Consider the following 16,347-nt stretch of genomic DNA (forward strand, 5'->3'; position numbering starts at 1 on the left):
TTTGCCTTCTGCTGTTCGTTATTCTGATTTTGTTTTTCAAATTTCATAATATGTAATATATTGAAAAATACCAATTCGCATAACAAAACTACGATTAAAAATATTACCTAATTTTGACTTAACAGGTTTTTTAATGAAATAGGAATAATAATACCACTTGTTAAATGACTAATATTATTTCACATCATGTCCTCACGATGAACAGTAAAAATTGCACTGTTTTTAAAATGTCTTGCTAAAATAATTCATACACTTTTACCACCATGAACTTTTTTAACTTTGTTAGGACTAGTTACGTCAATATATAAAAAACTTTCATCAAATAATATTAAACTATAATCGGGTGGTACCAGTTTAGTTCTATCAGTAAAATCTAAATTATTAAAAGTTAAAAAGTTTTATTGCATTATCTTCAATTGGATAATTACTATAAATTCTTTTTGTTAAAAGTTTCATAACTTGTGATAAATAAGTTAAAAATAAAGTTTTTCCCGTTCCTAATTTACCAATAATTACTGATAATGGATTATCTCAAATAAAGTAAACTAAACAAAAAGCATTTAACTGATAATAAATAATTTTTCAAATTCATCAGACAAAATATACACATTGTAAATCAAATAATAATAAAAATACTAAACCAGTATAATTTAAAGAAATTATTCAAAGTAATAAATCAATTAAACTAAACAAAATCATTGAACCATTAATATAACAAAAATATATTAGAAAAAATACAAACTTTTTCATTACTTAAAATACAACTATTTTAAAAAGTATTCACAACAAAAACAACGTTAAAAACAAAATTACAATTCATACACCAACAATTATAGTTAAATATTCATTTTGTGTTAAATTTAAAGTTGTAATATTTTCAATATTTGTTTTATCTATAAACAAAAAGATATGAATAAAAACTATTTTAATTTTTCTCAATCATTTTGCATTTTTAAAAAATCCACATTTTTTAAACTTATTCAAAAAATAAAATGATAAATAACACAAACGATATAACATATAAAAATTTAGGGGCATTTAAACCAATAATATAACTAACAAATTGAAATCAATAATCATATAAACTCATTATAAATTGATAAAACACAATTTGACTATTTTTTAAAACTTTTATAACATTTTTTACATAAAAATTTAATTTTATTTTTTAAAGAAAAAGATATCTAATAAACCTTAGATTTTATAAAATTATTATAACAACCAACTACCATTAAATAATGTTTAATTGAATTATGAAAAACATAACCATTATAACATAATTTATAACCTTTATTTTTTCGTATTGTATTATATTTTCTCTTTTTACTTTTTCCATTAATTTAACTTCCATTTTCTAATTCCTACAAATCACGAATTAATTGTTCTACTTTTTCATCATTTTAATTTATTAAATTATCATTGTTATTTGTTTTTACTTTTTTTGGTTTATTTTGAAATAATGCTTTATGCATACAAATAAAATATTTTTGTTTATATTGATTTTTATAATCAATTATTTCTGTTCCAGTTAAACATTTTCAATCGTGTTGTTTCAAATTCTTATCATATTGTGAAATATGATAAGAATTATCATAAATTAAACCGACTGCTACTTGTTCAGAATGTTTTTGACTAAGATAAATAAACTTATTACTTAATCAAAAACCAATATGGCGATTATGATTAGGTAAATTTATAAAAATTGCTTTTTCTGTTTCAAAAGGGATAAGTTCCTTATAAATAAAATAATTTGCTATATTTTGATTTTTCTTATAAAAATTACTCAATTTTATCAACTTTTTTCTTTGAATTATTTTTTATCTTATTTTTTACCTTCTCCTAATTTGCTAATAATTACCGATAATGGATTATCTTAAACAAAATTAACTAACCGAAAAGCATTTAACTGATAAAAATGTTTTTTCAAACTCATCAAATAAAACATACACATTGTAAAGCAAATAATAATCAAAATACTAAATCAGTATAATTTAACGAAATTATTCAAAATAATAAATCAATCAAACTAAACAAAATCATTGAACCACTAATATAACAATAATTTTTTAAGAAAAATATAAACTTTTTTATTATTCATCAACTCCTTTATTGCATAAATTGCAATAAAATTCATTAAATCGTAATCTTTTCATATCAGTAAAACAAGTTTCACACTTATATTTAAAATAATTAATTATTTCTTTCATAATTTAATCTATCTCCTAACTAAATATTTGTTTAATAAACAATGTTATATTTAATGTTTATATATTGCTTATTTATTTTTAAAAAAACACTCTGATTATTAACAATGTTATACATATTGCTAATATATTGTTTGTTTAATGTTTAATAAACAATGTTATTAACAATGTTAAATATATAAAATAATGACTTAAATAAAATAGTATTGAAAATAAATTCAATACCAATAAAATCATTAAATTATAAAAATTAATTGGATTTAATACAAAATATTTAATAAAGTGTCCCAAATATATTTACAATTAAGGTTATTAAATAATATTGATAGTTCAAAAACACCAATTGATTAAACTGATCCGGTTGATCCAACGGACCCCAGTAAAAACCACTCTTCTTACTCTATTTTTCCAATTTGAACCCAAGGAATAAATCGGGGACAATGCTAATATTAAAAATATTTATCATGAATATTACTCGCCGTGCTTATCCCGCTAATAGGGTAGAGGGGTTGTTGTAACAGCCATTGTTCGTAAATGAAAAAGAATTCGGTAAAGGTAGTTTCTTAATAATAATTATTGTTTTTCTTATAAAAAAAGAATATAATTACCAACAAGGGGGATTTGATATGGCATTATTTAATAATAAAAAGCCGACTTTTGTATCAATGGATTTAGGGACATCTTCTACCTTGGTTTATATCTCGGGGAGTGGGATTGTTTATAATGAACCATCCATTGTGGCATATAAAATTAAAGAAAACCGGATTATTGCTGTTGGGAATGAAGCATATAAAATTATTGGAAAAGGGAATAAGACAATTCGTATTGTTAAACCAATGGTCGATGGAGTTATTACTGATATTCGTGCAACTGAAGCACAATTAAAATATATTTTTAACCGTTTACGGGTTAACAAACAGTTGGTTAATTCAATTATGTTATTAGCTTGTCCGTCAGTAATTACCGAATTAGAAAAAAATGCATTGAAAAAAATTGCAATTAATTTAGGGGCAACAAAAGTATTTATTGAGGAAGAAGTTAAAATGGCTGCTTTGGGTGGTGGAATTGATATTTATAAACCTTTTGGAAACTTAGTAATTGATATAGGAGGAGGAACAACAGATATTGCTGTTCTTGCTTCGGGAGATATTGTAATTTCAAAATCAGTTAAAGTTGCTGGAAATTATTTAAATGATAATGTTTTAAAATATGTCCGTTCACAATATGGTTTAGAAATTGGAATTAAAACAGCAGAAATGATTAAAATAAAAATTGGTTCATTAGCAAAATATGGTGATGAACGAAAAATGAAAGTATATGGACGAGATGTTGTTTCAGGTTTACCACAAGAAATTGAATTAACCCCTGAAGAAATCCGAGAAGTTTTAAAAGTTCCAGTATCACTAATTATTGATTTAGCAGTTCAAGTTTTAGAAGAAACCCCACCAGAATTGGCGGGTGATATTTTCCGCAATGGAATTACCATTTGTGGGGGTGGTGGTTTAATCAAAGGAATTGATCGTTATTTTGAAGATACCCTGCAATTATCAGCTAAGATTGGTGAACAACCATTGTTATCTGTTATCAATGGAACAAAAAAATTCGAATCAGATATTTATGATATTATTCGTCAATAACATCATAAAGTCAAATAATTATATTATTAAACTATGTCAGAAGTTTCTATATATAATGATAAATAGCATAATAAAATAACAAATATGGTCATAATAGTACAACTATAATAATCAAAACCAATCTAACAAAAGTTAAGGATGTTTATATTATAAAAGAAAATTTACCTAGGTAAATTTTCTTTTATAAATTCAATAGTTATATTTTTTATTGGAATTTGATGCAAAAATTCAGTTTTAATTGTTTCAAATCAAAATTTAGTATTACAATCATCGTAATAATTACCTATTCTAGACATTAAAATTTTTATTTTTAATTAATTAAACAAATTTTTATATGAAGGATTTGTATAATGAAAACCTTGATCTGATTACAAAATTCAAGTTATAGGTTTTTCTACATTAACTAAATATTGAATAACGTTTTGAATTACAAATTTTATATTTAAATTGGAACTGATTTTAAAATCTAATATTTCATTATTATGAAAGTTTTTAACAATTGATAAATAATATGTTTTATAATTATTTAATAAGTAGGTTATATCAATTCTTAATTTTTGATTTAAATCAGTAGTTGCAAAATCACGATTTAATAAATTATTATATCTTAAATTTTCTGATTTTAATATGCAGTCAAATTTCTTTATTTTAATCCTAGATTTTAAACTCATATTTCTTATTATATTTATATACAACACGAAATTTTAACTTTAAATTATAAATTTCATTAATTAATAAGGTTATCATTTTATAACCACACCACCATAAATTTCTTTAAACATATAAAATGCTTTTTAAATTATAGTAGTAATAAAAGTAATTCAATTATTAAACTGTTTCATTTCATTATTTAGTTATTTGTAATAATAAAATTTTGAAACTTTTAATAATTGGCAAAGATAATTAATTGAGTTTTTTGTTTGTAATTGATAGATCGCTTGGTATTTTATTTTTGTCGATCTATATAAATATTTTTTAAATCACTCATTAATTCAATATATTGAATTACTCCTTCTTTACTCATTTCATTAAAATTAAGACTTTTAGGTCTTCCTTGGCTTTTACTCACTGGATTTAATACCTTTTCTTGGAATAAGTACCTATTATTATAAAAATCTTACTTATTTTCTTAATCCCCCGACAATATTTTCATCAATATTTAATATTTTACTAGCAGTAGTATATCTCAAACCTTTTACTTTTTTTAACATTTCTAATTTTTCTTTTTGTGAATAGTATTTAGCTATAAAAAATGAACACTTCTTTCAATAAAGTTTTATCACAAAACAGTTTTTTTATGTCTACTTTATAGATGTTCATAATTATCAGTTTTTTATGTTATGATTTTTTTAAAGTACCTAGGAGAAAAAATGGCGGAACTATTAACATTTGTATTACGACCTACAACGATTGCCGATATTATTGGGCAAAGTCATATTATTAATGACCACAATGGTATTATTTCACGAATGTTGAAATATAATTATACCAATTCATTAATTTTTTATGGTGACCCAGGTGTTGGGAAAAGTAGTATTGCTCGGGCATTGGCGAATGATTTACAAATCAACTATGCTATTTTTAATTCTGAAATTGATAAAAAACAAGATTTAGAAAACATTATCAAACAAGCTAGGACGGTTGAACGGTTTATTATTATTGTTGAAGAAGTTCATAGGATGAATAAAAATCGCCAGGATATTTTATTACAATATTTAGAAAATGGTCGTTTAATTATGTTTGCTTGTACAACGGAAAATCCATATTTTGTTATTAATCCAGCGCTACGTTCCCGAGCTAATATTATTAAATTAGAACGAATTACGCCGAAAGAAATGTTCGCTGGTTTGGAAAAATTAATTACAAATAAAAAATTATCTTTAACAATTACAACGGATGCTTTAACTTTAATTTGCCAATTAGCGTGTGGTGACTTGCGCATTGCGATTAATATTTTAGAATTATGTTTGAATTTATATCCTACCGAAGAAATTACACCTGTAATTATTAAAAATATTGCTTCATCAGCTAATTTAATTAATTTTTCTGCCGGTGATGAGCATAATGATTTAAAATCAGCCTTGCAAAAATCAATTCGGGGAAGCGATGTTGATGCAGCGTTATATTATTTTGCTCGGTTATTAGTGAGTGGCGACTATGAAGCGCTTCTTCGCCGAATGCAAATTATTGTTTATGAAGATATTGGTTTAGCTAATCCAGCCATTGCGGGACATGTTAAAACGGCAATTGATAGTTTTCGCCAAATTGGTTTGCCAGAAGGCCGAATTCCATTGGGGTTAGCGATTGTTGAAATGTGCTTAAGTGAAAAATCAAACAGCGCTTATTTAGCGACTGATCAAGCTTATGAAGATGTTTTAAATGGTAAGCTTTACCCAATTCCACATCACTTACGAGATGCTAGTTATGCTTACGATAATAAGTTAGGGGATGGGGTTAGTTATCAATATCCTCATGATTTTACCAATGATTATGTGTCGCAGCAATATTTACCAAAAGAAATGCGCGGAGTTGTTTATTATCATCCAAAATTACATAGTGTATATGAAAAACGGATTAACGAATTATATGAACGATTTACAAAAAAAACAAAGTAGTTTTTTGCAAACAATTAGTTTTTAAAAACAAAAGTTAGGCGAAATTATGGTCCAAATTAATATACAATTTAACTAAAGAAGGTTTAACCTTTAAAGTTATTACTAATTTTAAAATGTTTTTTTATTTATAAATATAAAAATTGGTTTTGTGATTGATTTAAATTAAAAATATTAAATTCAATTTTTTCTTCATTAGTTTTATTAACTTTTTTCATCAATTCTATCATTAAGTCTTAACATTTAATAATATAATTATTTTTTAAATGTTTCTTTACAGTATATTTTTACTAACGCCTCTTAATGGTCTTAATATAATGTGAATTATCTCCTTCTATATGACAATCAATATTATATTCTAATTCTTGATTTTTAACGCCTTCTTTATTGTTTTTAATTAATTCAATAGTTTATAATAAAAATTTCTTTTTATTGTCAATAGCATAAGATAAATGACATATTAATAAATTTAATAACATTTCATGATTTATAGCAAAGAAATATATTTTTGCTAATTTATATTTTAATCTATGAATTCGATTTTTATTTCAATATGGGAATAATTCTTTAAATCTTTTTAATAAATTAAATTTATCCAAACTATAGGAGACAGTATTATTTTTATATTTTTCTTTTATTGCTTTGTAAATTTTTTTAATTTGTTTTTTACCATCACTTAATATTAATATTTTAGTATCTTCATTAATATCATAAGTGTCCATTAATTTATAAATTTTATCAGTAAAATTAATAATATTATTTTTGTCATTTTTATTAGCGGTTTTATTCATCATTTCAAAACAGCTATTTTTCTTTTTAATTACTTTTCTTTTTTATTTGCCTAATTGTAAAGTTAAGTGCAACTAAATTATTTTTCTAACCAAATATTCGATTGGTGAAAGATAATTTAGTATTTTTCTTGGTCTATGGTTTAAAGACAATATAAATTTATGAACTGCATTTTTCGTGGTATTTGAAAAATTAAATTTTTTAGGAAATTTTTCTCTAATTAACCCATTAGTATTTTCATTAGTACCTCTTTGTCAGGGTGAATATGCATTAGCAAAATAAATTTTCACATTTAAATTTTTTTCAAGTTGTTGTCAATTAGCAAATTCTTTACCTCTATCAAATGTTATAGTTTTAACAAGATTATTTGGAAGAATTGATAAATAATGGCTAATGTTTTCGTTAATAACTTTAGTAGTTCTATTTTCAACTAACATTGCTAAAGTAAATCTTGATGTTCTTTCAACTAAAGTTATTAAACATGATTTACTTTTACCTCGCGATGATACTATAGTATCACCCTCTCAATGGCCAACGGTTATGCGATTATTAACATTAACATTTCGTTCTTTAATTGATTTACCATTAAATTTACCGCGATTTTCTTGAGATTTTCGTTTCTTACCTTTTTTTCTTAAATTTTTATTAGTAACCTTTTCAAGTAATCCAGAATAAATTCAATTGTAAATTGTTTTAAAACTAATAATTCATTCTTTATGAAAATTTTTAATTCTTCCATAAATTTGTTCAGGCGATCAACCTAATAATAATTTTTGTTGTACATATTTTACTAATTCTCTATTTTTAAACTTATGAAAATAAACATGTGATTGTTTTCTATTTTCTGCTTTATTTTGTGCAATTAATGAAAAATAATGATTATTATCTTTATTTCTATTAACTTCTCGAATAATAGTACTAATACTTCGATTAAGATTTTTAGCTATTTCACTAATTTTTAATTTAAATTTCAATTGATTCTCAATATAAATTCTTTCATCTATGCCAAGATGTTTATATCCCATATAAAAAACTCCTTGCTTTAATTTTTCTAAAATAAACTTAGCATCATGAAATTTTTATATGAAATTTTTTGCAATTTTATTTACTTGCACTTACAAGTATAATTTAGCATTTTTATTTTGGTTTAATAGTTATTTTTAATGGATTATTACTTTTATTTATAATTCCTAAAATATTTGGATTATAAACATCTAATATTATATATTTGATATTTTCCCAATATTTTAATTTTGCATAAAAATTAATATAAAAACATTGTAAAATAGGTAGCAGTGTTTTTGTAAATATAATTTTTAATTTCCTAAATTGTAAAATTAAATGGGATTTTTAAATAAATAAAAATATTGTGTTTAAATCTAAATTTAAAAAAGGATAAATAACACAATGTATCAAAAAATCACAATAAAAAAATTAATTTCAATTCAATAATATCAAAATTTTAATTATTCAATCAGAAAAACAGTTTATGAAATAAATCAAAGTAAAATAACTGTCCATAAAATTTATAAAATGTTGATTATTGGTTTAAAACCAATTGAAATTTATGAAAATAGTAATAAATACAAAAAAGCTGGTTGCAAACAAAAAACATTAAATAAAATTTACCTCGAAATTATTAATTATTTAGTTAATTATGAATACTATTCACTAGATACTATTACAAATATAATAAGAAATATTGACAAAAATTTTATCTGTTCAAATACCTTATATATAATATGTTTAACTTTTCTCGTTATAATTTTAATAAAAAAATTTATTAAGAAAAGGTAAACATAAACCACATAATAAAATAGAAAACCACAGAAAAGTTAATAATTGTTCGACAATTATTGAACTTAATATTGAATTTCCAAATATTAAAGCAATAAATGTTTTTGGTCATCTAGAAGGAGATACTATAGTTGGTGAAAACCATAAAACAGCAATTATAACTTTAGCCAATATATGATTTAAAACATCAATCCCGTTAGTAACTAAATAATAGCAAAAGCAAAGATGTCATAGAAAGTATAATAAAATTTATTTTAAAAAAACCATCTGGCACAATAAAAACAATTACATTTGATCGTGGTAAATAATTTATTAGGTGAAAAAATTTGAAAATATTTATAAAATAAAAGTTTATTTTGCTGATGATGGTTGTCTTGACTAAAGAAAGGATTAAACGAAAATAATAATGGAATTTTGAGACAAAGTTTACCAAAAGGAATAGATTTATCAATATTTTTTCAAGATGACTTAAATAAAATAGCATTAAAAACAAATTCAATGTCAAGAAAATTATTAAATTATAAAAATTCATTGAATTTAATACAAAATATTTAATAAAGTGTCCCAAGTATATTTACAATTCAGGTAATTAAATAATTAATATGATATTATATAACATTATTTTACAACAAAATTAACAATTTTATTTTTAATAATAACTTCTTTAATAATTTCATGGTTTGCTAAAAACATTTGAACATTTTTATTATCTTTTGCTAAAGCTAATAATTCATCTTCCGGTGTATTAACCAAAACTTCTAATTTAACTCGTAATTTACCATTAATTTGAACAGCAATGGTGGTAACTTCATTTTTTTGTAAATATTTTTTATCATATGTTGGCCAAGTTTCTAAGGCAACGGAAGATGGCTGTTGTAAATTAACTCAAATTTCTTCTGATAAATGTGGCGCAAATAAACTTAACATCTTAGTAAATCCTTCAAAATATGGTTGATAAATTGGCCCGGTTGTTTTATAGCAAGCATTAATAAATACCATTAATTGTGAAATTGCAGTATTAAAACTTAACTTTTCTAACATTTCTGTTTCTTTTTTAACCATATTATGGTAAACAAAATCAAGTTGATGATCGTTAACTTGGGAAAAATTATTATTTTTAACCAACCGATAAATTCGATCTAATCATTTTCGAACTGAATCTAAACCATTATGATTTCACGGTAATGATGCATCAATTGGCCCCATAAACATTTCATATACCCGTAGGGTATCAGCCCCGTGTGATTTAACAATATCATCGGGATTAACGATATTTCCTTTTGACTTACTCATTTTCGAACCATCATCTCCTAAAATCATTCCTTGGTTAACTAACTTATAAAACGGTTCAGAAGTTGGTACTAATTTTTGATCATATAAAAATTTATGTCAAAAACGAGAATATAATAAATGTAAAACAGCATGTTCTTGACCGCCAACATACAAATCAACTGGTAATCATTTTTTAAGTAAGGCTTGTCCTTTCGCACTACGCAAATCTAACATTTCCTTATTTTCCATTAAAACATAACCCAAATAATATCAACAACTACCCGCTCACTGCGGCATCGTATTTGTTTCGCGGCGCCCTCTTTTTCCAGTACTATCAACAACAGTTAATCAATCTTTTGCGTTAGCTAATGGTGATTCATTTATTTGAGATGGTTTAATATTTGTCATTTTTGGTAATTCTAATGGTAATTCAGCTTCATCAATTAAACTAATTGATCCATCTTCTCAATGAATAATTGGTAATGGTTCCCCTCAATAACGTTGACGAGAGAATAATCAATCATGTAATTTATAAGTTGTTTTAACCCTGGCATTTCCAGCCGCCGTTAAAACATCAATCGCTTTCTTTGTTGCGTCTTGCGTTGTTAAACCATTTAAGAAATCGGAATTAATATGTTTTCCGTCTTTATTATGTAACTTATTATGATGTTCTCCTTCAATCACATAACTAATTGGTAATTGATATTTTAATGAAAATAAATAATCGCGTTCATCATGTCCTGGGACCGCCATCACCGCTCCTGTTGCATAAAATGGTAACACATAATCAGCAATTCAAATTGGAATAACTTTTTGATTAATTGGATTAATTGCATAGCTACCAATGAATAGACCATTTTTTTCTTTACTAATATCTTGGCGGTCTAACTCACTTTTCGCTTCTGTTGCTGCTAAAAATTTTTTCACCACTGGTGCATACTCTGAAATTGTCAATTTTGAAATTAAAGGATACTCTGGAGCTAAAACAAGGTACTCAACACCAAAAATGGTATCAGCGCGAGTTGTAAAAACTTCAATTATTTCTGAACTATTTTGTACAGCAAACTTAATTTCCACACCAACCGATTTACCAATTCAATTTCGTTGTAACTCTTTAACTGATTCAGGTCAATCAACCTCATCTAAACCTGACAATAATTTTTCAGCATAATCAGTAATTTTTAAAACTCATTGACGCATTGGTTTTTTAAAAACTGGATAATGACCCCGTTCTGAAACCATTTTGCCACCAATATTTAAAACCTCTTCGTTTGATAAAACAGTTCTTAACTCTTGACATCAATTAACATTAACATCCTGCATTTCAGCTAAACCATTTTTATATAATAATTCAAAAATTAATTGTGTTGTTTTAAAAAATCCTGGTGACGAAGTATTAATCTCTTTATCATAATCATAACTAAAACCAAGTCCTTTTAATTGATGACGAAAATTAGCAATGTTTTGCAATGTAAATTCCGCTGGATCATTCCCTGTTTGTAAGGCATATTGTTCTGCTGGTAAACCAAAGGCATCTCAACCAATTGGATGTAAAACATCATAACCTTGTAATTTTCGCATACGACTAATAACGTCTGTTGCAACATAACCTTTAGGATGACCAACATGTAACCCCGCTCCTGACGGATAAGGGAACATATCTAAAATATAAGCTTTTTTCTCCGAATTATTTGTTGTTTTAAAAGTTTGATGTTTTTCTCAGTATTGCTGTCATTTTTGTTCAATTGCTTTATGAGAAAATTCCATCTTTATTACCCTACCCTTTCTAAATTTTTATCTTTTTTAATTATAACATTGTTAGTAAATTTGTTAATTTTTGTAAATTGCAAATTTAAATACCACATTTAATTTTATTATAACACAAAAAAATAAGCATTCAATATAATTTTATTTTTAAAATTATTGTATTTTTATCTTAAATTTATTAATTTGGGCACACTAAAAATAATTTATTAAATTATTTGATTAATTCAATAAAAAATTATTAAATATGTGATGATAAATTTAAAAATAAATGTTGTGAATTTAATCACTGTAAACAAGGCTTTGATTTGTTGTTAATAACATCAATAACTCAATATATTTTTTGTTGCATAATATTATTAAAATATGTTCCTTTAGGAAATCAATGTCTAATATCTCTATTAATTCTTTCAACTAATAATTTTTGTGTGGGAGTTCCAGCATCACAAAATAAATATTAGTACAGGCATTTTTTCTATTTCTTTTCACTTGCTAAATTATTTACCTTGATCGGTAATAATTCCTTTAATATTTATGTTTTTGAAAATATTATTATTTAATTTTTTTTAATTGCTTTCTTAACTTCTGATCTCGAGTTTTCTTTTCATTTTTTATAAAAAGTTTTTTTGCTTAATTATTATGTTAATACTAAATAACTAGACTGATTATTTTTATCAACTACTGTATCCATTTGAAATCAACCAAATTTATATTTATTGTGTTTTGCTTATTTAATAATTCTATAATTAGCAATTTTACCACGGTTATCTTTTCTATTTTTTGTTTTAAATCTTTTACCATGAAAATATAAATTTTTTTGATAAATTTAAAAAATCAGAATAAATTTACTTATATAAAGTTTTAACACATAATGGAAATTTAATATCAAACTATTTTTCATATTTTTTTACAAATTTGTTCTGATTAATCATGAAATTTATTATATTTTTCATTTATTCATTCTAAAACATTTAACAATAATGATGATTTTTTAAAACATTTTTGCCGTTTTTGTAAATAATATTCGTGTGTTAATTTATCGTAATATTAATTATATTTTAATTTTTTTATTTCTCGTCTAATTGTATTGCGATTTTTATGCAATATTTTTGCTATTTCAGATATATTATGTTGACCATTTTTTCTTTTTAATGAACCAAGTTATAATAAATCTTTTAACATAAGACTGCACCCCAAAAAGTAAGTAAAATAAAAAAGATTTTGCTAAATTTTTATAAGGGGCATTTTATATGGCAAGAAAAGGACAAAAATATAACAAATATACATCATAATTTATAACAAAAATCATTAAGGAAATTAAACAAAAAAGTTGATGAATAGTAGCAAAACAATATAATATAAATGAAAATAAATTAAAATCTTGATGCGAAAATTATAAAAAAGGAAAATTAAACACTCAAAAAGACCAAAAAACTCTTATTTTCTTTATGCGACCCAAAAGTTTTAAAACATAATTTGTCAAGAGGCAAAAATTTATAAATTTAACCCAATTAAAATACAAATTATTTAACTTTGTGCATTGATATAACAATATTCGAATTCACGGTAGTTTAAATTATTTAATACCTCTCTGTTGAATTTATAAAACAACAGTCAATATAAAAGTGTCCTAAAAATGATTACCAATCCATTTGCTACTATTAGTTACTAGTGGGATTGATGTTTTAAATCATATATCAACCAAAGTTATAATTGCTATTTTATGGTTTTTACCAACTATAGTATCTCCCTCTAGATGACCAGAGACATTCATAGTTTAATATTTGAAAATTCAATATTATGTTCAATAATTGTCAAACAATTATTAACTTTTCTGTGTTTTTCTATTTTATTATGTGGTTTATGTTTACCTTTTCTTAATAAATTTTTTTATTAAGAAAAGGTAAACATATTATATATAAGGTATTTGAACAGATAAAATTTTTGTCAATATTTCTTATTATATTTGTAATAGTATCTAGTGAATAGTGTTCATAATTAACTAAATAATTAATAATTTCGAGGTAAATTTTATTTAATGTTTTTGTTTGCAACCAGATTTTTTTGTCTTTATTACTATTTTCATAAATTTCAATTGGGTTTAAACCAATAATCAACATTTTATAAATTATATTGACAGTTGTTTTATTTTGATTTACTTTTCCTTTTTTAAATTTGGATTTTAACACAATATTTTTATTTGGTTAACTTTCCCGTTTGATTTTACAATTAATGAAATATAAAAATGATGATTATTAGTTAATAATTTTGAACTTAGATTATATCTAGATTTTTATTTTTTATGATAGAATAATAAAGTATTATTTATAGATAAATATAATATGAAATATAGGAGAAAAAATGAGTGACGAAATTAAAAAAGAAGAGAAAATAGATAATTCTGATAGTTATAGTAATGAAGATAGTTTTGTAAATATTTATAAGTATGCTTTAAAAAAGGTGAACAGTCCATTTTATAAAACATTTTTAATGGGACTCGCAGCGGGATTATTTATTGGATTTGGTTATATTGCGGCGATTACCGCAACAAAAGGGGATTGAAATAATATTACAATTGGACTAAAAAGTTTAGTATTTGGTCTTGTCTTCACTGTTGCAATTACAATGATTGTTTTTCTGGGGGGAGAAATGTTTACCTCAAATTCGTTAGCATTAATTGTTGTTATTAAAAAACAATTAAATGTTGGTAGATTTGTTAGTAATTTATTTATTGTTTTAAGTGGAAATTTTGTTGGGTGTTTAATTGTGGCAGGTTTAACAGCGTGAAGTGGTTTTTTAAATCATATATCTGATTCAATAACTGATTTTTATTATAATACGGTTAATTTAATTGATGGAAAGTTAGAATATGCATGATGAGAAAACTTTGGAAGTGCAATTTTATGTAACTTCTTAGTTGCAGGTTCAATTTATGCTGCACATACAACTAAATCGTCAATTGCAAAATTCTTTGTGGTAAATTTAATTATTATGGCTTTTGCAATTTCAGGTTTTTCACATGTTGTTGCTAATTCATATTTATGATTTTTACAACCATTTTTAAAAATTTTTGGAACAAGTGGTGGTTGATCAGAATTTGGGAAATTTGCTTATAATGTTCAATTATCAACTTTAATTGGTAATTTCTTAAGCGGTGGAATTTTCTTACCGTTCTTATATTACTTTATTTATCGGAAAGATGTAAAAGAAAAATTAGCTCTTTAATTTTGTAGTTAAAATTAAGTTTAAAAAAGAAATGTAATTTAATAATAAGGCTGCACCCATTTTAGTAATTACTAATAAAAAGTATTTACTATTTTTTTAATTATATCTTTTTCTTTACGGTTTGAATACCATGTATTTCATTTTATAACATCTTTTATATATTATTCGTGTTAATTATATATTTTATTATTGATTGTAGCTTTTTTAAGTAATGAATGAAAACTTTTTATAACAATATTATCTGCACATCGGTATTTTTTCCTTATTGAAATAATAATACTGTTAGACAAATATTTATTGTGATAAATAACGGGGATGTATATTGATATCCGTGATCTGAGTTAATTATTATGCCATTCAGATCTTTTTTTATTAATTTTTATTTTTTAATTGCATCATTTAAATTATCCATTACTAATTTATTGTTGTTATATTTAGATCACCTTACATCAACTATTTCTTTAGTATATTCATCAATAATTGTTGATTGATAATATCTTTCTCCTTTTTAAATTAAATATGCTACATCAGTATATAGTACTAAAAACCTTGTTTTTATATCATTGAATTTACAATTAATTAAATCAGGATATTGCAATAAAATTTTTTATTTATTTATTATGTTTATATTCCATTTTTCTTCTCATTTTTTTTACATATTCAGGTTATTTTTGATTATTAATCATAATCCTTAAAAATTTTTTTTGAATTATATTTTATATAATAATCTTTCTTAAAATATTTAGTAATTTTTCGGTATCCAAATTGTTTTAAATTTTCTTCATAGACTTTTACAATATCATTTATTGCTTTTTTATTTTTTTTATTTTTTTTATTTTTTTGCTACTGTCATAATTTTTATATTTACCTTAATAACTAAGTTTTAAACCTGTTATTTCTAGCAATAATTTTATTGAATATTAACGACAATTTTGTTTAATAAAAGAGACGATTATTAGTTTGCTTAATTGTAAAAGTCATGGAGCTTTTTTAGTAACTCATACCTTGTTTTATAATATTAAAAATCTATTTTGGTAAAAGATATTT

Annotated in this window: 13 protein-coding genes and 2 pseudogenes; 5 read left to right on the forward strand and 10 right to left on the reverse strand. The window is 23.6% G+C overall.

Going from position 1 to position 16,347, the window contains the following annotated elements; translation table 4 throughout:
* Positions 1-381: 381 nt before the first annotated feature.
* From ACE38S_RS05625 to ACE38S_RS05640, 4 genes and pseudogenes are all read right to left on the reverse strand, one after another.
* Positions 382-699, reverse strand: coding sequence for a hypothetical protein (locus tag ACE38S_RS05625; protein WP_374696764.1), 318 nt, complete (start codon positions 697-699; stop codon positions 382-384).
* Between the two features lie 54 nt (positions 700-753).
* A complete protein-coding gene (locus tag ACE38S_RS05630) occupies positions 754-1,038 on the reverse strand; it encodes a DUF2649 family protein (protein ID WP_374696765.1) in 285 nt (94 codons plus the stop codon).
* Positions 1,039-1,400: 362 nt separating this feature from the next.
* Positions 1,401-1,787 carry a DUF3627 domain-containing protein gene (locus ACE38S_RS05635; RefSeq protein ID WP_374696766.1) on the reverse strand — a complete coding sequence of 129 codons (387 nt, stop codon included), beginning with the start codon at positions 1,785-1,787 and terminating at the stop codon, positions 1,401-1,403.
* 89 nt (positions 1,788-1,876) lie between these two features.
* Positions 1,877-2,091 (reverse strand): annotated as a pseudogene (locus ACE38S_RS05640) (hypothetical protein); the annotation flags it as partial.
* Positions 2,092-2,830: 739 nt separating this feature from the next.
* Between ACE38S_RS05640 and ACE38S_RS05645 the strand changes: the two are divergent.
* A complete protein-coding gene (locus ACE38S_RS05645; protein ID WP_374696767.1) occupies positions 2,831-3,841 on the forward strand; it encodes a rod shape-determining protein in 1,011 nt (336 codons plus the stop codon).
* Between the two features lie 946 nt (positions 3,842-4,787).
* Here ACE38S_RS05645 and ACE38S_RS05650 read toward each other — a convergent pair.
* Positions 4,788-4,910 (reverse strand): hypothetical protein, encoded by a 123-nt coding sequence (locus tag ACE38S_RS05650; protein WP_374696768.1) that lies wholly within the window; start codon positions 4,908-4,910, stop codon positions 4,788-4,790.
* A gap of 301 nt (positions 4,911-5,211) precedes the next feature.
* Between ACE38S_RS05650 and ACE38S_RS05655 the strand changes: the two genes are divergently transcribed.
* Positions 5,212-6,456 carry a replication-associated recombination protein A gene (locus ACE38S_RS05655; RefSeq protein WP_374696769.1) on the forward strand — a complete coding sequence of 415 codons (1,245 nt, stop codon included), beginning with the start codon at positions 5,212-5,214 and terminating at the stop codon, positions 6,454-6,456.
* A gap of 407 nt (positions 6,457-6,863) precedes the next feature.
* Here the strand turns inward: ACE38S_RS05655 and ACE38S_RS05660 are convergent, their stop codons facing one another.
* Both ACE38S_RS05660 and ACE38S_RS05665 read right to left on the reverse strand, forming a co-directional pair.
* Positions 6,864-7,247, reverse strand: a complete 384-nt coding sequence (locus tag ACE38S_RS05660) for a hypothetical protein (RefSeq protein ID WP_374696770.1) — start codon at positions 7,245-7,247, stop codon at positions 6,864-6,866.
* Positions 7,248-7,316: 69 nt separating this feature from the next.
* Positions 7,317-8,267 carry an IS30 family transposase gene (locus ACE38S_RS05665; protein ID WP_374696657.1) on the reverse strand — a complete coding sequence of 317 codons (951 nt, stop codon included), beginning with the start codon at positions 8,265-8,267 and terminating at the stop codon, positions 7,317-7,319.
* Between the two features lie 508 nt (positions 8,268-8,775).
* On the opposite strand from ACE38S_RS05665, the gene ACE38S_RS05670 reads away from it, so the two are divergent.
* Positions 8,776-9,039 carry a hypothetical protein gene (locus ACE38S_RS05670; RefSeq protein ID WP_374696771.1) on the forward strand — a complete coding sequence of 88 codons (264 nt, stop codon included), beginning with the start codon at positions 8,776-8,778 and terminating at the stop codon, positions 9,037-9,039.
* 369 nt (positions 9,040-9,408) lie between these two features.
* The gene (locus ACE38S_RS05675; protein ID WP_374696772.1) at positions 9,409-9,594 is read left to right on the forward strand and encodes a hypothetical protein; all 186 of its coding nucleotides are present in this window, start codon (positions 9,409-9,411) and stop codon (positions 9,592-9,594) included.
* Between the two features lie 63 nt (positions 9,595-9,657).
* On the opposite strand, the gene leuS is transcribed toward ACE38S_RS05675, so the two are convergent.
* The 3 genes and pseudogenes from leuS to ACE38S_RS05690 all read right to left on the reverse strand — a co-directional run bounded on the left by leuS (position 9,658) and on the right by ACE38S_RS05690 (position 14,264).
* Complete coding sequence (gene leuS / locus ACE38S_RS05680; protein ID WP_374696773.1) at positions 9,658-12,078, reverse strand: leucine--tRNA ligase; 2,421 nt, start codon at positions 12,076-12,078, stop codon at positions 9,658-9,660.
* 1,666 nt (positions 12,079-13,744) lie between these two features.
* Positions 13,745-13,837, reverse strand: a pseudogene (locus tag ACE38S_RS05685) (IS30 family transposase); the annotation flags it as partial.
* A gap of 115 nt (positions 13,838-13,952) precedes the next feature.
* Positions 13,953-14,264, reverse strand: coding sequence for a hypothetical protein (locus ACE38S_RS05690; RefSeq protein WP_374696774.1), 312 nt, complete (start codon positions 14,262-14,264; stop codon positions 13,953-13,955).
* A gap of 172 nt (positions 14,265-14,436) precedes the next feature.
* Here ACE38S_RS05690 and ACE38S_RS05695 point away from each other — a divergent pair, with 172 nt between their 5' ends.
* Positions 14,437-15,300, forward strand: coding sequence for a formate/nitrite transporter family protein (locus ACE38S_RS05695; RefSeq protein WP_374696775.1), 864 nt, complete (start codon positions 14,437-14,439; stop codon positions 15,298-15,300).
* Positions 15,301-16,347: the final 1,047 nt, after the last annotated feature.

Source organism: Spiroplasma endosymbiont of Polydrusus formosus (assembly GCF_964263245.1).
In the GTDB taxonomy this organism is placed as follows: domain Bacteria; phylum Bacillota_I; class Bacilli_A; order Mycoplasmatales; family Mycoplasmataceae; genus Spiroplasma.